We start from the raw sequence: 18,826 nt of genomic DNA, 5'->3' as shown, positions 1-18,826 counted from the left end.
CACGTTCGAGAGAAACCCCGGCTGAAATCGCGTCAGCCAATCGCCCCCTTGCCCGGCGCGCGCCCGTTTGCCCGCCGCAATACTGGAGAACCCGCCCGATGGTCGCCATCCCGCTCACGCCTGCCGCCGCCGAACCCGCGTTTCTGGGCGGCGCGCTGGCCTGTCTCGGCGTCGGCCTGCTCACGGCGATTGCCGCCGGGGTCTGCGCCGTTGGCGCGCGCCGCCGGCTGGATCGTCTCGCCTGGCTCGCCTATGCGCTGGGGGCCTTCAGCGCGCTGGCGACGCTGGTGGCGCGTTCGCTTGCGGCTGGCGCGCTGGCGCTCTCCAATATGTATGAATCGCTGCTGGGGGTGACGCTGGCCCTGCTGGTTGCGGCCCTGCTGATGCGCCGGTTCTGGACGCCCCGCCCAGGGAAGCCTGTTGAGACGGGAGAAGCCGACGGCGAACCGGGCCCCATGGCCTTGTGGGCGCAGATGATCGGCCTGCTGGCGTTGGGCGCCCTCAGCTATGCGGCGACGCTGCCGCGCGAGATTGCGCCGCTGATGCCCGCCTTGCAAAGCTATTGGCGGGCGATTCACGTCCCGGCGGTTCTAACGGCTTACGCCCTGTTGACGCTCGCCTTTGCCAGCGCGGCGGGGTATCTGATTCAGGACGCGCGTCGCGCCCGGCCTGAAACGCTGGCGCTCTGGGACGAGCTGACCTACCGCTGCGTGGCAATCGCCTTCCCCGTGTTGGCAATTGGCGTAATGCTGGGCGCGCTCTGGGCCAATGAAGCCTGGGGGCGCTACTGGAGCTGGGACCCCAAAGAATCGATGAGTCTGGCGACGCTGCTGACGTACGGGGCGTATCTGCACCTGCGTCTGAACAGCCCGGCTTCGGCGCGCGCGCTCGCATGGACGGCGGTGGCGGGTTTTGCCATGACGCTGCTGACCTATTTCGGCGTCAATGCGTTGGGGGTGGGGCTTCACACGTATGGAAAACTTGGGGGATCGCCCTGAGCTCAGGCGTTTTTATTCCAGCCGACAGCCAGCCGCCGCGCCGAGCAGCTTTTTGCACGGTTTCGCGAGACGTCTGGACCCGAATCCCACCATCTGCCTGTAAAAATTCGGCGATCTGCGCGACAATCGCCGCTTCGCGGGCGGGATCGGCGGCGTTGACGCGCAACCCCGTTCGCCCGTCATCTGTTAAAAACGGCGTGATCTCGCGAGGATAGCGCGCGATTAAAACGCGAAAGGCGGCGTCAAACGGGCCCGGGTCCCGCGCATACAGGCGGGTAACCCCAAAGCGGGGAGAACAGGAAGAAGGGAAGGAATAGGAAGCGGCATCATCCAGTCCGTTTCAAGCGCCTCAGCGCGGGGGCCGGGCGGCAGAGCAACAAAAGGCATGTGTCTCCATGAACGCCCTCAAGCCCGCGGATGCCATGGGCCGGACTTAGCGAGACGGCATGCGATCGAGGCGCATGTAGGTGACTTGGGCAACAGCCACCAGACGATCGGCGTCGTCCAGCAGATCGACGCTCACCGGGCACAGCGTGCGGCCAAAGCGAATCACGCGGGCCTGAGCGCGCACGTCGCTCAGACACGGGGCCAGAAAGCGAATGGACAGATCGGTCGTGGTCAGGACCTGATTCGGGCCGCTGAGCGTCATAATGGCGAAACAGGCGGCGGTGTCGGCGGCGGCGGCCAGCAGACCGCCATGCATGGAGGCGTAAGCGCCGTCCAGCTCAAGACGACGCGGCATGCGGGTTTCGCAATAACCGCTTTCAAAGCCGTAAACCTCAAAGCCCATCGCCTCAATGGCAGGAATGGCATGAATACGCCGCATCAGGGCGTCGCAGAAATCCGGGTCCAGCGCCTGACCGGCGATATAGCCCCGACGTTGGGGATCGGCGGCGGCGTCGCAGGGCGTCGACATGGGCGAGATGCTCTCCTTCTTGTTGAAAACGCACCGTCTATAATACCAGCCTTGCGAATCCCAGCCCTGCGCAAGGCGCACAAGGGGGGCAGGCGGTTTTTGCGGGGAAAGGTTTTTTTTTGCGCGCGTCTTCAGTACGCTGGGCATGTTGACCCTTGTGCGCCCTCATCAGGAGCCTTGCCATGTGCGCTGCGACGCCCCCCCTCCATGTCGTGATTCTGGCCGCCGGAAAAGGCGTGCGCCTTAACAGCGCGCTGGCCAAAGTCATGCATCCCCTGTTTGAAAAGCCCTTGCTGGCCCACGTGCTCGACAGCCTGCTCGCGCTCTCGCCGCAGAGCGTTCAGGTGGTCGTGGGGCATCAACGCGAGGCGGTTCAGGCGTTCTTGAGCGATTATGCGCAGAAGCGCGCGCCGGGCTATGCGATTTCGACCGCAGTCCAGGAGGCGCAACTGGGCACCGGACACGCGCTGATGCAGGCCGCTGCCGCCCCCGACGCGCCGCGCGGCGGTTGTGCGCTGATTCTGTCGGGCGACGTGCCGCTGATTCGTCCGCAAACGCTGACGGCGCTTCTCGCCCAGCATCAGAGCGAGGGGAATCATTTGACGCTGCTGAGCGCCGATCTCCCTGAGCCGACGGGTTACGGGCGCGTCTTGCGACAAGACCGGCGCGTGACGCGGATTGTGGAGGAAAAGGATGCCAGCGAAGCCGAACGCGCGCTGACACGCGTGAATGCAGGCGTCTACGCCATGGATTGGGCCGCTTGCGCGCCGCTGCTTGAGAAATTATCGGCGCAGAACGCGCAGGGCGAATTCTATCTCACGGATCTCGTGGCGCTCGCCAATGCGGCGGACCTGCAAACCGGCGATTGCACGTTGCAAGACCCGGAAGAAATGCTCGGCGTGAATTCGCGCGCCGATCTGGCGGCCTGTTATCGCGCCCTGCGCACGCGCACGGCCACGCACTGGATGCGCGAGGGCGTGACAATCATCGATCCGGCGACAACGCTCATCGGCCCCGACGTGACAATTGGCGCAGATACGACGCTGTATCCCGGCGCGTGCCTGATGGGAGATGTTGTGATTGGCTCTCAATGCGAGATTGGCCCTTACACGACGCTGGGCGGTCGCGTACGCGTGGGCGATCGCGCCCGCGTCATCGCTTCTATCGCGCGCGACGCCGAAATTGGAGCGGATACCAGCGTCGGGCCCTTTGCGCACCTGCGCGACGGCGTGCGCCTGAGCGACCGCGTGCGGGTCGGCAATTTCGTCGAAGTCAAAAACACGGTCATCGGGCCGGATTCCAATGCGGCGCATCTGTGCTATCTGGGCGATGCGCGCATGGGGGCGAACGTCAATATGGGCGCCGGCGCCATCACGGCCAATTACGACCCGATTCGCGATGAAAAGCATCTCACGGTCCTGGAAGACGGCGTCAAGGTCGGCTGCAACGCCGTTCTGGTCGCGCCGGTGACGCTGGGCGAGCGCGCCACAGTGGCAGCCGGATCGGTCATCACCCACGACGTGGCGGCAGGCGATCTGGCCATCGCGCGATCGCGCCAGAGCGTCATCGCGGGCTGGGTGGCGCGGGTGCAGTCGCAGCAGGCCGGGCAGACGAGCGCCTCCGGCGTTTAATCTCCTGCGCCCGCAGGTTGCCGCCGCCGCCGCTTGCACTAAAATGCAAACAACAGGGCAAACAACAGCCAACGCCGGGAAGGATACGATAGCGCATGAGCGAACGCCTGCGGGTTCTGGTCTCCAACGATGATGGGATTCACGCCGAAGGTCTGCGCACGCTGGTGGAATGGCTGGCCAAGCGCTACGACGTGTACGTGTCGGCCCCGGATCGCGAACGCAGCGCCATGGGCCACGCTCTGACGCTGCATAAGCCGTTGCGCGTGGAAGAAGTTTCGTTTCCCGTGCCGGTGGTCAAGGCCTACGCCGTCAGCGGCACGCCGAGCGATTGCGTCAAGATCGCCCTGAACGCCATTCTCGACCAGCGCCCCGATATCGTCGTTTCGGGCATTAACCATGGACCAAATCTGGGCATTGACGTGCTGTATTCGGGGACGGTGAGCGCGGCGCTGGAAGGCGCGATTAACGGGGTGCCGAGCATCGCGGTGTCGCTGACCAACGGTTATGAGCGCCATGCCGACTTTACCGGCAGCGCGGAATTCATCGCGCAATACATTCCCAAAGCGCTGGCCGCCAATCTGCCGCCGCGCACGATTCTCAACATCAACACGCCCGCCGCGCCGCTGCTGGAGATGGCAGGCGTACGCCTCACCGAGCTGGGGCGCCGCATGTATACCGACACCTACGAGCGCCGCGTGGATCCCCGCAAGCAGGTATATTACTGGCTGGCAGGCGAAATTATCGAGACCGGCGAGGCCGAGCGCTCCGATGTGGAGACCATCCGCAACAATATGATTTCGGTGACGCCGGTGCAGTTTGATCTGACCAATTACGAGATTCTCAACGACTCGGGCTGCCGTCATGCGCTGGAGTCGACCGGGCCGGTGTTTCCGCGCGAATTCTGATCAAGCCATTGCGCTTGTTTGATGGCGCGCGCGCCGGACGATTCTGATATAACCAATACAAGCGGGGCTTTTCGCGCGCCCCGCTTGTGACTGGCCTCTGCGGCCTCATCACCCCCAAACGGCGTAATAGTGTGGATAGCGCTGGCGTGACCCAGAATTTGCGTATTCAGGATTTAGACTGTCGGGTAGACGCCCATCGCGAGGCGGGAGCCCATCTGCGGCTGATTACGTTTCGGCCTCAGGGCGATCAGGCGCTGACCGCGCGCGCGTGGCTCCCCGGACAGTTTGTGATGATTGATCCGCCGACGCCGACCTTCCTGCTGCGCCGCCCGATGAGCGTGATGCGCGTCCATGACGACGGCCGCTTCGACGTGTTTTATAAAGTCCACGGCAAGGGCACAGCCCTGATGGCGAGGCTTGCGCCCGGAGACGCCGTGCGCGTTCTGGGACCGCTGGGACGTCATTTCACCATCGAGACGCCTTCTTCTGGGCAGCCTGAGAGCGCCCCCAGAACGCTGCTCGTCGGAGGCGGCATCGGCATTGCGCCACTGGCGATGCTCGCCGATGCGCTGGCGCAGGCGGGTCATCCGACGCCGCTGTGCTGCTATGGCGTACGCGGCGCCGCTGAAATTGGCGTTTTAGAAGAACTCCAGGCGCGTTTTGGCCCGGATCGCCTGCTGATTGCGACAGACGACGGCTCCTATGGGTTTTCCGGCAACGTCTGCGACCTGCTGCAAGCCCACGCGACGCGTCTTGACGGCATCACGCGCGCGGCCATCTGCGGGCCCACGCCGATGATGCGCGCTGTCAGCGCCTGGCTGAGCGCATTTAATCCGGCGATTGCGCAAGAAGTTTCGCTGGAAATCATGATGCCCTGCGGCACAGGCGCATGCGGCGGATGCGTGACGTTTCGCCGCGATGGCGCGCTGCCGGTCAAGACCTGCCTGGAAGGGCCCGTGTTCGATCCCAAGGATATTCTATGGCCGGGCGAAACGGCGTCATGCACGGTCGAGACGCGCGCCGCCACGTGCGGAGACCTGTTATGAGCCAGCAGACACCTGATTTACGCGTGACGCTGGCCGGACTGACGTTCGACACGCCGATTCTGAACGCGTCAGGCTGTTTTTATCCAGACGCGCTGAATGCCATTTTGCCCCTGAAAGGCGCGCTGGGCGCTCTGGTCGTCAAGACCGTGACGCCGCAGCCGCGCGCGGGCAATCCCGGGCCGCGCGCCGTGGAGCTGCCCGGCGTGGGCATGCTCAACAGCATCGGGCTTCAGAATCCGGGGATCGGCGCGTTTCTCGACGACGAGGCCGAGGCGTGGGCCGCTTACGGCCTGCCCGTTTTCTTGAGTATGTCAGCGCCGTCGGTTGAAGCCTTCGCCGAAATGACCGCCCTGCTGGAGTCGCATCCCAATAGCGGGCTTATCACAGCTCTGGAACTGAATTTATCCTGCCCCAACGTCGCCCACGGCGGCGTGGATTTTGGCGCGGCCCCTGAGACCATTCGCGCCGTGGTGTCGCAGACGCGCGCGCAAACCGATAAGCCCGTCTTTGCCAAGCTCACGCCTAACGTCGGCAGTATCGTCCCGCTGGCCGAAGCGGCGGCCCAAGCCGGCGCGGCAGGCGTGAGCGCCGTCAATACGGCGCTGGGCTGCGCGATTGATCTCCGTCGACGGGCGCCGATTCTGGCGCGGGCGACCGGCGGCTACAGCGGGCCGGGCCTGAAGCCCATCGCGCTGCGCTGCGTCTGGGAGATTCATCGGGAATTGCCGGAGTTGGCGATTATTGGCGTCGGCGGCATCGCCAGCGTCGAGGACGCGCTGGAATTTATCATGGCGGGCGCGTCGCTGGTACAGGTGGGGACGGCCTGTTTTCGCTCGCCCGAGATATTCGCCTCGCTGACGCGCGATCTCAGGCGCTATTTGCAGCAAGAAGGCCTTTGCGGCATCGCCGCCTTGACCGGATGCGCTCACGGCGAGAAAATACGGTAAACTGGTTGGCAGACGCTTTTACTGGATAGAGGGCGCTCTCGCTGAGCGGATTGACTTCGGCTGCTTTCAGCCCCCCCCCCGACTGTTTAGACGCACGTAATTCAATGGGATGAAACGCGCTATGGCAAAACGATTTTCTGCATCCGTGTGGCACGCGGGCCTGACGGCTGGCGCGCTGATTGCGCTGACGGCAATGAGCGCCTGCGGCGGCGCGCCTCCCCCGCCTGCGACGCCTTCGCAGCAAGCCCCGGCGACCCAGGGGACGCGCGTGAGCTTAACGGTTCGCAGCGTCGATCAAATGGCGCAACTGGGCAGCAAGCTCAGCGACGGCGGGCAATATCTGCTGGTGGGCGTGACGCTGAAAAACGAGACGGCGGGCGACGTCAAATTCGACCTGAAGGATTTTCTGCTGCGCAAGAAAAACGCCGAGGGCGCCACGACGCCGGTCTATGAGCAGGGCGTCGAGCCGGAGATGGACAAGGCCTTCATCGAGCAATTCGGCAAAGAGTCCGAACAGCGCCTTATCAACCCGGAATCGCCCGTGCATGCGGGCTTTGAGATTGAGAAAGTGCTGATTTACAACATTCCCAAAAACGACGGGCTGGACGGCTGGCAGTTGCGATACGGACCGAGCGACGTGGTGAAGGAGCTTTCGGGCCCGGACGTCAAGGTCACGGACCATCGTATCCCGGCTGAACCCGAGCAGGAAGGACGATAGGCCGCTTTTATGGACCGGTGTCCGGTGAGTGCGCATTTCATTGCGCCGGGTCGCGCTAAAATCATCGCCACGCTGGGCCCCGCCTGCGACGATATGGACGCCATCAAGGCCCTGAAACGGGCCGGGGTCAGCGTGATTCGCCTCAATATGTCCCATGGCGATCATGACAGCCACCGCGAGCGCATCCGTAAGATTCGCCAGGCGTCTGAAGAATTGGGACAGGCCATCGGCATTATCGTCGACCTGCAGGGCCCCAAGCTGCGCATCGGCAAGCTGGAAGGTCAGAAGCCGGTGCAGTTGGCGCCGAATTCAACCATTGGGCTGAAATCGTCCGATAAGCCGGGCAACGCCAAGACCCTGACGACGGATAATCCGCAGTTGCTGGCCGCCTTGCAGCCGGGTTCCGAAGTGCTGCTGAGCGACGGGCTGATTCGCCTGGAAGTGATCGAGAAGAAATCGACGAAAGAAGCGCTTTGCCGCGTGATTCACGGCGGGATGCTGACCGAAAACAAGGGCATTAACGTCCCGCGTCTGCCGATGCACTTTGACGCGCTCACCGAAAAGGACAAGGCCGACGTGTCCTTTGCCATGGCCGAAAAAGTGGATTTTCTGGCGTTGTCGTTCGTTCGCAGCGGACAGGATCTGGCGGATCTCAAGGCGTATATTCGCGAGTATTGCCACTGCGAGCCGCCGCCGATCATCGCCAAGATTGAAAAGCCCCAGGCGCTGGAAGATCTCGACCGGATTCTCGAAGAAGCCTTTGCGCTGATGGTCGCCCGCGGCGATCTCGGCGTCGAGCTGTCGCCAGAACAAGTGCCGGTGGTGCAGAAGCAACTGATTGAAAAGGCGAATCTGGCGGAAAAGCCGATTATTGTCGCCACGCAGATGCTCGAATCGATGATCCATTCCGACTATCCCACGCGCGCTGAAGTGAGCGACGTGGCCAACGCCGTGTTTGACGGAGCCGACGTGCTGATGCTGTCCGGCGAGACGGCCATGGGCGATCATCCGTTGACCGTGGTGGAGATGATGTCGCGGGTGATTGTCGAGTCTGAAAAGCATTATCAATCCCTGCGCAGCGTGGCCCCGAATTATGAGGCCAGTTACGTGCGCTCGCCGCATTTTCATCATGCGATTGCACACGCGGCGTTTTACGCCTCGACCAAGGCCAACGCCTCAGCGCTGGTGGTGTTGTCGCATTCGGGCCGCATGGCCCAGCGTCTTTCCAAGCTCAAGCCCCCGCAGCCCATTATTGCGCTCACCCCGTCGCGCGAAGTCTGCAACCGCATGACGCTGCTGTGGGGCGTCGTGCCGCTGTACGTCCCGTACGGGGCGACATCGACCGAAACGTTTCATCTGGGAGAGTTCGAAATTCTCTGCCGCAAGATTCTCAAGGCCGGCGACGACGTGCTGTACTGCGCTGGCGCCACATCGGTGCCGGGCGCCAGCAATATGCTGCAATTTTTGACGCTGGGCGAAGTGAATCACGCCGTCGGCGAAGTGTAACGCGCGGGGCCGCCGACGCAGTGCGGCGCGCTCGGGGCGACCAGCGGGCTGGGCGCGGCCTGAGCGAACAGGGCGTGCGCCAGCGTCGTTTGAAGCCCCTGCGATCAGAGGTTCCTTCCGGCTGGTCGTGGCGAGCGCGCGCGGGCGCGCCGTCTCAAAGCATGTGGCGAGGCCTTACGCCACGCCTTTTCGGGTTGCAGACGGTCCTGAACGGGCGAGATCCAGTTTGGCCATCATCGCCAGCACGTCCATGCTGCCATAGAGAACGTCGCGGGCGTCGTTGCGCAGGTCGCGCACGGGTTGCGCGTTGCTGAGATCCTGGGCGTATTTACGGCCCAGCCATTTTTCGAGTTCTCCGTAAGGCGATTTGGAAGCCATCAGCCGTCACCCTCTGCTATGTCCATAGAGACGTCCAACAACGCGCCACGCCGCGCAAGGCGTTCGTGCAACAGCGGTGTTGTGGCGTCATTCATCATAAACCCATACAAGCGATACCTGACATATAAATAAAAACTAAAGGGGCTTAAAAGCTGCGCGTTTATGAATGAATATAAAACCGCCCGCTCCCCCAACCCGCATGCGGCCTGAGGGAGCGGGTATTGACATCAATCCGGCGCGGGACGCCGCCCGGAAGGGGGGCGCCCCGCGCCGCTTATTTTCTCATCCTTGACACAAAGTGCTCGACCGCTTGACGGTAAAGGTCGTTTTGCGAGGGATCCCTTGGGAGAAGATCCTCTAGCAGAGGAATCAGGATCGGTTTTTCTCCAGTGGGCTTCACGTAGATCGCAGGTCCATACATGAGCTCAGCGAACATGAGTGTTTGACCTTTCGGTCTTATTTCCCAAGGCTGGAGCTTCGTTGTTACGTTTCCGTTATTCCTCTCCGTGATAGCAAGTCTGAACTCTTGAGCAAGCTGCTGAAGAGACAACTCTGTTACTGGAGTAGAGTCGGAACGCCTGGGAGGCTTTGACGCGCCGAAACGCGCGATGGGCGAGATCATCATAAGGTTCATTCTCCATAGGTGGAGGACAGCAAACGGATTGCCAGACAATCCGCTACAACAATAACAAAATCATAGGCGCATGCAAGCGCCATGGGGTAAAAACGGCGCCCGCGCTTGCTATCAATCCCGATTGAGGAACTGCGGATGCCTATCCCACTTGTCCGCGTCTGAGGTCTTAGAAGATTGGGACGCAGCCGCGATCAGCAAATCGGCAGCCTTAACAAAAATATCGTTGCGCATAAGCAAACATGCCGGATGGGCAATGGGGACGAAATTGCTGGTCAATCGAACGGTCATTGGCGACCTGCGAAAGCCCGTGGCCTCTAGCTCAAAACCGGACTCGGTTTGGACGAGGCAAACCTGTTTTGACCCATCGTCGCTAGCAGCCCGTAAGGGCAACGATTCTTGAGAAGCGTAATAGAGCGCGCGCAACGTGCGGGCCTTTTGCTGAACGGCATTCGGGACGGAAACGTCATCGAGAGGCGACACGCCAAAGCGCGCGACAGAAGCAATCATGGGGAGGCTCTCCACAGGGGACAATATCAGTCAGCAGTCAGTTATGACTGTAGCAAAATCATGCCCTTTTGCCCAGTCATCTCCCCCATGGCGATTATTTGCGCCTGGCTTTGCCTCGCCAGAATGGCCCTGAATACGCGCTAAATCTGGATTTGCAGGATTTTATCGTAAGCCTGCACGACCTTGGTCGTGATCTGCGACGCGATGGTCACAGCGAGTTCGGCCTTGGCGCTGGCGATCATCACGTCGTGGACGTCGTACGTGCCGTTGGTGATGGCTTCCTGCATCATTTTGTCGGGGGCGTTGACGGTAGAATTCAAGCCTTCGACGGTTTTCATCATCACGTTTTTAAACGACGGCCCGCCAGCGCCCGAGACAGAGGGGGCGGCGAAATGCGTGAGGCTGCCTTTGAGCGCGCCGCTCGTCTTAAGCGAGAAGCCGTCGCCCATACTGAGCTGATTGACGTAAGGGGATTTCATCGAAGCGCTCCCAAGCGGCCGTCAGGCCTGTTGCTTCTGGCGCAGGTAGGCGCCCAGAATGTTGCGGACGTATTGCTGGGTTTCGCGGTAGGGCGGCACCCCGCCATGGCGCGCCACGGCGCCGGAACCCGCGTTATAGGCGGCCAGCGCCAGCGGAATATTCCCGTTGAATTCGGATAGTTTGCCCTTGAAGTAGCGAATACCCGCCTCCAGGTTTTGCGCCGGGTCGAAGGCGTTTTGGACGCCGAGGGATTTGGCGGTGGCGGGCATCAGTTGCATCAGGCCGCAGGCGCCGGCGCCGGAGACGGCTTGCGGGTTAAAACCGGATTCTTGCCGCACCAGCGCGGTAATCAGCGCGGAATCGACGCCGTGCTGGTCGCAATATTGCTGAATCAGCGGTTGCAGGGCCTTGGCGCGCTCAGCCATCGTGCCGGTCGGGGCTTGCGCCATACCGGGGAATCCGCCGCCAGCGACGGCGCTGCGTTGTAACTGCGCGCTGAACGCCCCGGCAGGTTTGCCGCTTGCGCCGACGGCGGGCTTTCGGGACCCTTCGACGCTGCGAATCATGGCTTCGATTTGCTGGATGCGGGCGTCGATTGACTCGATGCCGCCGCCGGCCATCAGGCCGCTGATTCCCATAGACGATCCGCTGCTCATCATGATGACGCGCGATTAGCTCCCTATTGGCCCCGGCCGATTTCAAGGGCGCGGTTGGCCATGGCTTTCGCCATGCTGATCACGCCGAGATTGGCCTCGTAGGCGCGCTGGCTGACGGTGGCGTCTGCCATGTCGGTCAGCGGGTTGACGTTGGAATACGTGACGTAGCCGTCTTTATCGGCCTGCGGATGGCCAGGCTGATAGACGCGACGGCCGGGGGTCGGGTCGAGCGCCACGCCCGCCATCTCCACGCCGCCCGGCGAGGCGCTGATGCCGGCCTTCAGCACGCCGTTGCGCATCTGGCCCAGGATGTTTTCAAACGTCGTTTCGTTGTTCTCAACCAGAATCGGGATCTTGCGCTGGTAATAGGGCGTGTTGAGGTTGGCGATGTTATTGGCGTGCGTTTGCAGGCGCGAAGACGAAGCGTCGAGGCCCTGAGAGGCGATATCGAACGAACTGTTAAGCGTCATTTATCCGTTACCTCCCGATCTGGCTGGCCGTGCGCAGGGTGTTGAAGATCGTCGCGGCGCGGCGCGTGGCCATGCTGTAAAAGAGCATGTTTTTCTGCATGAGAATCATTTGTTGCTGGAGATTGACCGGCTCGCCGGAATCGACCATCGACAGGGGCTGGCAGGTTTTTCCCATTTCTTTGCTCAGGCGCGTTTCAAACGGGCTGTTCTGGCTGCTGATGACGTCAGCGAAACTAACGTTTTTGGCCGTATAGCCAGGCGTCTGCGCATTGGCGATATTGCTCGAAACCAGTTGCTGGCTATAGGACAGCCCGCTGAGCGTCTCGGCGATGGGCGCAAATTTGGCGAAGGGTTCAAACGACATGAAACAGGCCTCTCAGGCGTGGGCGGCGTTACTGCTTGAGGTTGACCGACTGGCGATAGATTTCATCGGTGAATTTGGCGATACGCATGTTCGACAGCACGCCTGCATTGAGGCGCAGCACCTGATCGATTTGATACAGGACGTTGACGTTGGCGCGCTCGACCATGCCCTGCTTCAGGGCGACGTTTTCGCCCGTCGGCTGCGGCTCGCCAGAGGCCTCGGTGGGCAAGAGCTTGTTGTAACCCGCCGATTGCAGGCCTTCGGGGTTAGCGAAATTCACGACCTTGATTTTGCCCAGCAGGGTCGGCTCCAGTTTGCCCGGCAGGAGGGCCTTGACCTCGCCGCTGGCGGTGATTTGCAGTTTGTCGTAATTCACCGGCAACTGAATGCCTTCGCCGACCAGATCGCCGTACTGGGTGACCAGATAGCCGTCGCGGTTTTTGCTGAAGCTGCCGTCGCGCGTAAAGGCCGTCACGCCATCGGGCTGGGTGACGGGAATGAAGCCGGGGCCGTCGATGGCGACGTCGAGTTCGCGGTTGCTGACCATCAGCGAGCCTTGCGAGTAGTCTTGACGCTCGACGCCCGCCACTTCGCCGCCGGGGCGAATGTACTGCTCAAAGCGCTTGATCTTGTAACCGGTGGTATTAATGTTGGCGACGTTCTGCGCCACGCGATCCAGCGTCTCGAACTGCCGATTGGCGGCGTCCACGGCCTGGGTCATGATGTTCTGGATCATGGCGTCTTCCCCTCTGCTAGTGACTGCTGCGTGTACGTGCGTCCAAAATGAATCGGATTTGCTCAGAGACCCTGCGAGCCGGGCGCCGCAGGACCTAACGCGACGGCATTCAGGCCCTTAGATTGTGGCGAGCTTTGCGGGATTTGCCGTGGTTTCGGCCAATAGCTTTATAAAATTTAACAATTAGCCGCCCTGCGGCCCGAATGTCCATCAAGCGGAGGGGCGTCGCGCGCCTTCATGGCTCAGCCCTCCCTCAGGCGACGGAGCAGATGGGGCAGGAGAGCAAGCCAATCTCGCGCGATTACGACGGACGGCCCAATTCCTGAATCGTGCGCGAGAGCGTGTCGCTCTGCATGATAAAAAGCTGTCGGTTGGCTTCAAACTGGCGACGCAGCGGCAAGAGGCTGACAAATTCGTTTTGCAGCATCACGTTAGAGTCTTCGACATGGCCCTGACGCACGTCGATGGCGCTTAAGGCCGATCCGTCCTGCTGGACGACGCCGAGGCGGCCGACATCGAGGGTCTTGGTCGAGGCTTCATCGTAGACGCGAATATCGCCGCTGCCGTTAATCAGGATGTCGCGCTCCGGGTTGGCGGGAATGAGCGGAAAGCGAATCGGCGCGCCATTGGCGCCCAGGACCGGGCGCCCGTCGAGCGAGAGCAGAAAGCCGTCTTTATCGAGGCGCATGCGACCGTCGCGCGTCAATTCCACCGCGCCCGACGGCAGGCGTTTCTGGAAATAACCCTGGGTAAACAGCGCTACGTCGAGCGGATTACCGGACTTTCGGATCCGGCCCACCTGCGTATCGACGGCCTTGTCGACCGCATTGGCGCCGAGATATTCGATAAATGAGGTGACCACCGGGGTGCGTCGCTGATAGCCCGGCAGGCCGAAATGCGCGATGTTATCCGTGTGGATGTTCATCAACGTGGTAGTGGCGTTCATCGCGCGGGTGGAGATGCTCATCCCATCGCCCTGATACGTCAGGCGTCCTTCTAAAACCATGGGGGAGGCGTCCTTTCTGATAGATATCGTCCAAACGGCAGGAGGCGCATTTTAGAGTATGGCGAGTTTTCGCCCATTCGCCGGGGGTATCGGCGAGGGCGTTATAAAATTTAACAATTCAGCCGTTTGCGCCCCAGACTTCCCTCACGCGGGGGAGCGGGCGGCAAGACAGGACGGCGGCGTTTAGCCAGCGGGCGCGGGCGGGGCCGCGTTTTCGGGCGCGATGCCGCTTGACGCAGGATCCGCCAGCGGCGGCGGCTCCTCGGCAGGGATTGGCATTTCGACCTCGCGCACCGGGTCGCGCATAATCAGCGGCAGGGCGGCGCGCGAGGCCTGCGCCACACTCAGCGGCATGCCGGGAATCCGGCTGAATTGCCGCAGCAAATCGGCCGTGCGACGCACAATACGTACGAGATCGCCTTCCGCGATGTTGGTCGCCGACGTCACCTGATCCCAGGGCAGGCCCTGCGCCCAAGCCTCAATGAGGCCGCTGGCCACCGGATTGAGCAGAATCGGCGCCTGCACGCGATGTTTTTCCTGAAGGCGGCGCAAGCGCTTGGCCGCCTGAAGCCCAGTGGATAAAGCCGCCTGCGTGGCGGGAGACGTCGGAAAGTGGCTGTAGAGATTCTCGCGGTTGCTGTCAAAGCTCATCGCACAGGCTGCGCCCGCCATTTCAGAAGGCATCAGGCCTTCAAAAGCCCCGTCCTGAATCAGCATGGAGACGAACAGCTCGTTTTCCGCGCGAATCTGTCCGGTGAGTATCCCGGCGGGGGCGGGTTTGTCGCGCTCGTCGAGCTGGCCGATTTCTTTCAGCAGTTCGTACAGGCCCAGAAACCGACGCCAGTAATAGCCATGGTCTTCGTCCAGGCGCTTTTCCATCCCGCGGATTTCGCGTTTGAGCTTCCAGAGTTTAACGTCGAGGCGCTTGTGACGCGCCAGCAGGCCGGAAATATTACAGGGCGCCGCATGCAGCGTGGTTTCCAGATTGGCGAGCTTGCCCTGTTCGCGCGACAACTGGGCGGCGATTTCCGGGGCGTTGCCGTAGCGCTTGATCTGGGTTTTCAGCGTGCGGATCGCCCGATGGCTGTCGTGGACCAGCGCGCGGACTTTCAGGAGATCGCCAAAACTTTTTTCGGTCAGCCCGGCCTCTTCGAGAATGGCGTGATACTGCGCCAATTGCGCGCGCTTGGCATCGGTTTCTTCGCGCAGCGGGGCCATGCGGCGCTCCCACGTAAACTGGCCGAAGCTTTTGGAGATCAGGAACTCGACTTCTTCCAGCCCGTGCCGTTGCAGCAGGTTCAGGACCATGCCATAGGTCGGCGTAAACTGGCTGTTGAGCGGATCGGCCTGACTCGTGGCGAGCAGGGCCGCTTCGGGCGCGCCTTCGTAAGCCGACCCCACGACGACGACGTAGCCGACCTCGTCCATGCCGCGACGGCCCGCGCGACCGGACATTTGCAGGAATTCGCTTGCATTCAGCAGGCGATGGCCGTGATCCGTCCGTTTGGACAGCGTGGTAATGACGGTCGCGCGCGCAGGCATGTTAATCCCTGCGGCCAACGTCTCGGTGGCGAAGACGACTTTAATGAGGCCTTGTTGAAAGAGCCTTTCCACCAAGAGCTTCAGGGCGGGCAGCAGTCCCGCATGATGGCTCGCCACACCGCGTTTGAGGGCATCGAGATGCGCATGCCGGGCCAGAAACGGATACTGGAGCACAAAGCTGTCAACGGCTTCTTCCAGCGCCTGGGCCTCGTCGCGCGTCACCAGTCGCAGGCCATGGGTCTCGCGCAGCGCCTTGTCACAACCGTCGCGACTGAAGGTAAAGAAGATGGCCGGGAGCATGTGACGCTCGGCCATTTCTTCGATCAGCGCGTTGGGTACGTAGGGACGCTGCTTTTTACCGGCGCCGCGACTGCGATCTTCAAACTTCAGTTTACGGTTCATCTGGCCGTCGCGCTCCAGCAGCGGGGCCAGATCTTTTCGGTTGTAATAGAAGAAACGCAGCGGCACGGGCCGAAAATCGCTCATAATGAGCCGCGTGTCGTGATGGGCCTCGTTAATCCAGTCGGTCAGCTCATGGGCGTTGGCCACCGTGGCGCTCAGCGCGATAATCTGGATGAATTCCGGGCAGTAGATGATGCTTTCCTCCCACACGGTGCCGCGTTGCGCGTCATTCATGTAGTGGCATTCATCGAGAATCACGTAGGCCACGCGATCCAGCAGGCGGCTGTCGTCGATCAGGCCATAAAGCATGTTGCGGAAGATTTCAGTCGTCATCACGATAATCGGCGCGTCGCGATTAATGGACGTATCGCCGGTGAGCAGCCCCACGTTTTCGGCGCCGTAGGCCTGGCCGAAGTCGTGGAATTTCTGGTTACTGAGGGCTTTGAGCGGGGTGGTGTAGAAGATGGCGCGACCGGTTTCCATCGCGCGAATCAGCGCGTATTCGGCGATCAGCGTCTTGCCGCTGCCGGTCGGGGCGCAGACCACCACGCTATGGCCTTCGGCGATTTGCGCGATGGCCTCCTGCTGAAAATCATCGAGCGTAAAGGGGAACTGTCGGTCGAAGGCGGCTTGAATGCGCGCTTCCAGAGGGAGTTGGGTCATGGAGAAATTTTCAATCCTTTCGAGTCCATTGCCGCATCGGCTTCTGCGGCCAGTCGCTGAAGAATCGTCAACAGCAGCGCCTGAAAGCGGGGTTTTGCGCGCTCGCCTGCGGCCAGCACGTCTTCATGGGACAACGGCGCATCGCCCAATCCGGCGGCGGCGTTGCAGATACACGAGAGACCCAGCACGCGCATGCCCGCATGACGCGCCACAAGCGCTTCCGGCACCGTGGACATGCCCACGGCGTCGGCGCCCAGCGTCCTGAGCATGCGCACTTCGGCGGGCGTCTCATAGGACGGACCGCTGAGCGCGGCATAGACGCCTTCTTTCAGCGAAACGCCAGTCGCCTGGGCCGCTTCGCGCGCCATTTGGCGCAAAACAGGATCATAGGCGCCGGTCATATCGGGGAAACGCGGGCCAAGCGTCGCGTCGTTGGGACCGCGCAGCGGGTGGACGCCCATCAGGTTGAGGTGATCGACCATCAGCATCAGATCGCCCGGGCCAAAGGCCGGATTCACGCCGCCGGCGGCATTGGTGAGGATCAGCGTCGTGACGCCCAGCGCGCGCAACACGCGTACGGGATACGTGACAGCGGCCATGTCGTGGCCTTCGTAGTAATGATAACGCCCTTGCAGGGCGATGACGCCGAGTCCGCCCGGCGCCGCTATCGCCATCACGCCGCCATGGCCTTCAACGCCCATCGGCGCAAAATGCGGAATGTGCGCAAACGGCAGGCGACGAACATCGGGCAGGGCGTCGGCGACGGCCCCGAGGCCAGAGCCCAGAATCAGCCCGACGCGCGCAGGCGTCTGGCATACGGCGCGAATCGCCGCCGCGCTGTCGGTCAGGCGGCGAGAAAGAGCGATCGCGTCAACGGGAGCGTCCAACAGCAAGACCATCCAAACGGCGAAGGGCGGATCCGGGCGAACGGGTTTGGTTTAAAATCACGATGGGCGAAACGCCCAAGTCAGCCGGAATTGCGGGAAGCGCTAACCACGATGATCAGCGTAATTGATATTATTGACCAAAAACGACGCGGACGGACCCATACCCGCGAAGAGATTTTCGCCCTGTGCGAGGCGATGATGCAGGGCCGCGCCGCTGACTATCAGATCGCCGCATGGTTGATGGCCGCCTGTCTGCGCGGCCTGAACATGGATGAAACCGTCTGGCTGACCGAGGCGTTTGTCGCGTCGGGACGCGCGCTCGATTTTTCCGGGATTGGCGGCGCGCTGGTCGACAAGCACGCCACCGGCGGCGTCGGCGACAAGACCACGCTGGCCCTCGCGCCGATGCTGGCGGCCTGCGGCGCCAAAATCGCCAAGCTTTCAGGGCGCGGGCTGGGCTTTACCGGCGGCACCATTGACAAACTGGAGGCCATTCCCGGCCTGAACGCCTCGCTCACCGCCGATGAAATGCGCGCGCAAGTCCAGCGCATCGGCCTGGCGCTGTCGTGCCAGACAGAGGACCTCGCCCCGGCAGACGGCAAAATGTACGCCCTGCGCGACGTCACCGCGACCGTCGATGATATCCCCCTCATCACGGCCTCGGTCGTGTCCAAGAAAATCGCCGCCGGCGCCTCCGTGATTGCGCTCGATATCAAGGCCGGTCGCGGGGCCTTCGCAGAAACGCGCGAAGAAGCTCAGGCGCTGGCCAAAATGTGCCGCGACGTGGGCGAACGGTTGGGGAAATCGTTTATCACGGTGATTTCGTCGATGGATCAGCCTCTGGGCTATGCCGTTGGCAACGCAATTGAAGTGACCGAGGCGATTCAGACGCTCAAAGGTCAGGGGCCCGCAGATTTAACCGAGTTGTGCCTGACGCTGGGCGCCGTCACGCTGGCCAAAGCGGGACTGGCCCCTTCTGCCGAGGCGGCGCGCGAACGGCTGCAAGCCTCGTTAGCCGACGGCTCGGCCTACGGCAAGTTCGTCGCGATGACGGCAGCCCAGGGCGGCGACGTGGACGCGTTGTCGGATCCCGCGCTGATGCCGCAGCCCGCGCGCGTCAATATGCTGCCGGCCTGGGAATCGGGATACGTCGCCGCCATCGACCCGCTCCTGATCGCCGAAGCCGCCAAACTGGTGGGGGCTGGACGCCAGACCAAGGAATCGCCCATCGACCCCGGCGCGGGCGTGATGTTATTCAAGAAGGTCGGCGATCCCGTGGAAGCGGGCGAGACGCTGGTTGAACTGCATGTAGGCCACGGGGCGGGCGATGCGGATGCGCTGGCGCGCGTGCGCGCGGCCTTTACGTTTTCGTCGACGCCAGTGTCGCCGCCGCCGCTGATTCTGGAAGTGGTTCAGGGATAAGCGTCTGCGGCC

General features: G+C 62.2%; 19 protein-coding genes. 8 read left to right on the top strand and 11 right to left on the bottom strand.

From position 1 onward, the window contains the following. The first annotated feature begins 98 nt into the window (after positions 1 to 98). The gene (gene ccsA, locus IPK79_06255) at positions 99 to 998 is read left to right on the top strand and encodes a cytochrome c biogenesis protein CcsA (protein MBK8190036.1); all 900 of its coding nucleotides are present in this window, start codon (positions 99 to 101) and stop codon (positions 996 to 998) included. 433 nt (positions 999 to 1,431) lie between these two features. Here ccsA and IPK79_06250 read toward each other — a convergent pair whose 3' ends face one another. Further along, complete coding sequence (locus IPK79_06250; protein MBK8190035.1) at positions 1,432 to 1,914, bottom strand: PaaI family thioesterase; 483 nt, start codon at positions 1,912 to 1,914, stop codon at positions 1,432 to 1,434. Positions 1,915 to 2,096: 182 nt separating this feature from the next. Between IPK79_06250 and glmU the strand changes: the two genes are divergently transcribed. The 6 genes from glmU (at position 2,097) to pyk (ending at position 8,667) form a co-directional block, all read left to right on the top strand. Further along, positions 2,097 to 3,545, top strand: coding sequence for a bifunctional UDP-N-acetylglucosamine diphosphorylase/glucosamine-1-phosphate N-acetyltransferase GlmU (gene glmU, locus IPK79_06245; protein MBK8190034.1), 1,449 nt, complete (start codon positions 2,097 to 2,099; stop codon positions 3,543 to 3,545). A gap of 107 nt (positions 3,546 to 3,652) precedes the next feature. Then, positions 3,653 to 4,450: a 5'/3'-nucleotidase SurE gene (gene surE / locus IPK79_06240; protein ID MBK8190033.1), complete on the top strand. Its 798-nt coding sequence runs from the start codon at positions 3,653 to 3,655 to the stop codon at positions 4,448 to 4,450. Positions 4,451 to 4,581: 131 nt separating this feature from the next. Further along, the gene (locus tag IPK79_06235; protein ID MBK8190032.1) at positions 4,582 to 5,496 is read left to right on the top strand and encodes a dihydroorotate dehydrogenase electron transfer subunit; all 915 of its coding nucleotides are present in this window, start codon (positions 4,582 to 4,584) and stop codon (positions 5,494 to 5,496) included. Beyond that, entirely contained in the window at positions 5,493 to 6,443 is a 951-nt protein-coding gene (locus IPK79_06230) for a dihydroorotate dehydrogenase (protein ID MBK8190031.1), read from the top strand. The genes IPK79_06235 and IPK79_06230 overlap by 4 nt, the downstream gene beginning before the upstream one ends. Before the next feature lie 121 nt (positions 6,444 to 6,564). After that, the gene (locus IPK79_06225; GenBank protein ID MBK8190030.1) at positions 6,565 to 7,161 is read left to right on the top strand and encodes a hypothetical protein; all 597 of its coding nucleotides are present in this window, start codon (positions 6,565 to 6,567) and stop codon (positions 7,159 to 7,161) included. A gap of 9 nt (positions 7,162 to 7,170) precedes the next feature. Next, positions 7,171 to 8,667, top strand: coding sequence for a pyruvate kinase (pyk, locus tag IPK79_06220; protein ID MBK8190029.1), 1,497 nt, complete (start codon positions 7,171 to 7,173; stop codon positions 8,665 to 8,667). Positions 8,668 to 8,841: 174 nt separating this feature from the next. Here the strand turns inward: pyk and IPK79_06215 are convergent, their stop codons facing one another. The 10 genes from IPK79_06215 to IPK79_06170 all read right to left on the bottom strand — a co-directional run bounded on the left by IPK79_06215 (position 8,842) and on the right by IPK79_06170 (position 17,404). After that, entirely contained in the window at positions 8,842 to 9,045 is a 204-nt protein-coding gene (locus IPK79_06215) for a hypothetical protein (GenBank protein ID MBK8190028.1), read from the bottom strand. A 745-nt stretch (positions 9,046 to 9,790) separates the two neighbouring features. Beyond that, positions 9,791 to 10,186: a hypothetical protein gene (locus IPK79_06210; protein ID MBK8190027.1), complete on the bottom strand. Its 396-nt coding sequence runs from the start codon at positions 10,184 to 10,186 to the stop codon at positions 9,791 to 9,793. Positions 10,187 to 10,326: 140 nt separating this feature from the next. After that, positions 10,327 to 10,665 (bottom strand): flagellar hook-basal body complex protein FliE, encoded by a 339-nt coding sequence (gene fliE / locus IPK79_06205; protein MBK8190026.1) that lies wholly within the window; start codon positions 10,663 to 10,665, stop codon positions 10,327 to 10,329. Between the two features lie 21 nt (positions 10,666 to 10,686). Then, positions 10,687 to 11,325 (bottom strand): lytic transglycosylase domain-containing protein, encoded by a 639-nt coding sequence (locus tag IPK79_06200; protein MBK8190025.1) that lies wholly within the window; start codon positions 11,323 to 11,325, stop codon positions 10,687 to 10,689. 20 nt (positions 11,326 to 11,345) lie between these two features. After that, the gene (gene flgC, locus IPK79_06195) at positions 11,346 to 11,792 is read right to left on the bottom strand and encodes a flagellar basal body rod protein FlgC (GenBank protein MBK8190024.1); all 447 of its coding nucleotides are present in this window, start codon (positions 11,790 to 11,792) and stop codon (positions 11,346 to 11,348) included. A gap of 7 nt (positions 11,793 to 11,799) precedes the next feature. Beyond that, positions 11,800 to 12,156, bottom strand: coding sequence for a hypothetical protein (locus tag IPK79_06190; GenBank protein MBK8190023.1), 357 nt, complete (start codon positions 12,154 to 12,156; stop codon positions 11,800 to 11,802). Between the two features lie 28 nt (positions 12,157 to 12,184). Beyond that, entirely contained in the window at positions 12,185 to 12,892 is a 708-nt protein-coding gene (locus IPK79_06185; protein MBK8190022.1) for a flagellar hook basal-body protein, read from the bottom strand. A 301-nt stretch (positions 12,893 to 13,193) separates the two neighbouring features. Next, positions 13,194 to 13,898, bottom strand: coding sequence for a flagellar hook basal-body protein (locus IPK79_06180; GenBank protein ID MBK8190021.1), 705 nt, complete (start codon positions 13,896 to 13,898; stop codon positions 13,194 to 13,196). Between the two features lie 183 nt (positions 13,899 to 14,081). After that, positions 14,082 to 16,505: a DEAD/DEAH box helicase gene (locus IPK79_06175; protein MBK8190020.1), complete on the bottom strand. Its 2,424-nt coding sequence runs from the start codon at positions 16,503 to 16,505 to the stop codon at positions 14,082 to 14,084. Further along, the gene (locus IPK79_06170) at positions 16,502 to 17,404 is read right to left on the bottom strand and encodes a purine-nucleoside phosphorylase (GenBank protein ID MBK8190019.1); all 903 of its coding nucleotides are present in this window, start codon (positions 17,402 to 17,404) and stop codon (positions 16,502 to 16,504) included. The genes IPK79_06175 and IPK79_06170 overlap by 4 nt, the downstream gene beginning before the upstream one ends. A gap of 102 nt (positions 17,405 to 17,506) precedes the next feature. Between IPK79_06170 and IPK79_06165 the strand changes: the two genes are divergently transcribed. After that, positions 17,507 to 18,814, top strand: a complete 1,308-nt coding sequence (locus IPK79_06165) for a thymidine phosphorylase (GenBank protein ID MBK8190018.1) — start codon at positions 17,507 to 17,509, stop codon at positions 18,812 to 18,814. Positions 18,815 to 18,826: the final 12 nt, after the last annotated feature.

Source organism: Vampirovibrionales bacterium, from assembly GCA_016712355.1.
Classification (GTDB): Bacteria; Cyanobacteriota; Vampirovibrionia; order Vampirovibrionales; family Vampirovibrionaceae; genus JADJRF01.
This window is presented reverse-complemented; position numbering and strand designations above follow the sequence as displayed.

Bases quoted from the DNA above. Each gene is read 5' to 3' on its own strand.
- ccsA (MBK8190036.1), top strand. From the start codon at position 99: ATGGTCGCCATCCCGCTCACGCCTGCCGCCGCCGAACCCGCGTTTCTG.
- IPK79_06250 (MBK8190035.1), bottom strand. From the start codon at position 1,914: ATGTCGACGCCCTGCGACGCCGCCGCCGATCCCCAACGTCGGGGCTAT.
- glmU (MBK8190034.1), top strand. From the start codon at position 2,097: ATGTGCGCTGCGACGCCCCCCCTCCATGTCGTGATTCTGGCCGCCGGA.
- IPK79_06230 (MBK8190031.1), top strand. From the start codon at position 5,493: ATGAGCCAGCAGACACCTGATTTACGCGTGACGCTGGCCGGACTGACG.
- IPK79_06225 (MBK8190030.1), top strand. From the start codon at position 6,565: ATGGCAAAACGATTTTCTGCATCCGTGTGGCACGCGGGCCTGACGGCT.
- pyk (MBK8190029.1), top strand. From the start codon at position 7,171: ATGGACCGGTGTCCGGTGAGTGCGCATTTCATTGCGCCGGGTCGCGCT.
- IPK79_06215 (MBK8190028.1), bottom strand. From the start codon at position 9,045: ATGGCTTCCAAATCGCCTTACGGAGAACTCGAAAAATGGCTGGGCCGT.
- IPK79_06210 (MBK8190027.1), bottom strand. From the start codon at position 10,186: ATGATTGCTTCTGTCGCGCGCTTTGGCGTGTCGCCTCTCGATGACGTT.
- fliE (MBK8190026.1), bottom strand. From the start codon at position 10,665: ATGAAATCCCCTTACGTCAATCAGCTCAGTATGGGCGACGGCTTCTCG.
- IPK79_06200 (MBK8190025.1), bottom strand. From the start codon at position 11,325: ATGATGAGCAGCGGATCGTCTATGGGAATCAGCGGCCTGATGGCCGGC.
- flgC (MBK8190024.1), bottom strand. From the start codon at position 11,792: ATGACGCTTAACAGTTCGTTCGATATCGCCTCTCAGGGCCTCGACGCT.
- IPK79_06190 (MBK8190023.1), bottom strand. From the start codon at position 12,156: ATGTCGTTTGAACCCTTCGCCAAATTTGCGCCCATCGCCGAGACGCTC.
- IPK79_06185 (MBK8190022.1), bottom strand. From the start codon at position 12,892: ATGATCCAGAACATCATGACCCAGGCCGTGGACGCCGCCAATCGGCAG.
- IPK79_06180 (MBK8190021.1), bottom strand. From the start codon at position 13,898: ATGGTTTTAGAAGGACGCCTGACGTATCAGGGCGATGGGATGAGCATC.
- IPK79_06175 (MBK8190020.1), bottom strand. From the start codon at position 16,505: ATGACCCAACTCCCTCTGGAAGCGCGCATTCAAGCCGCCTTCGACCGA.
- IPK79_06170 (MBK8190019.1), bottom strand. From the start codon at position 17,404: ATGGTCTTGCTGTTGGACGCTCCCGTTGACGCGATCGCTCTTTCTCGC.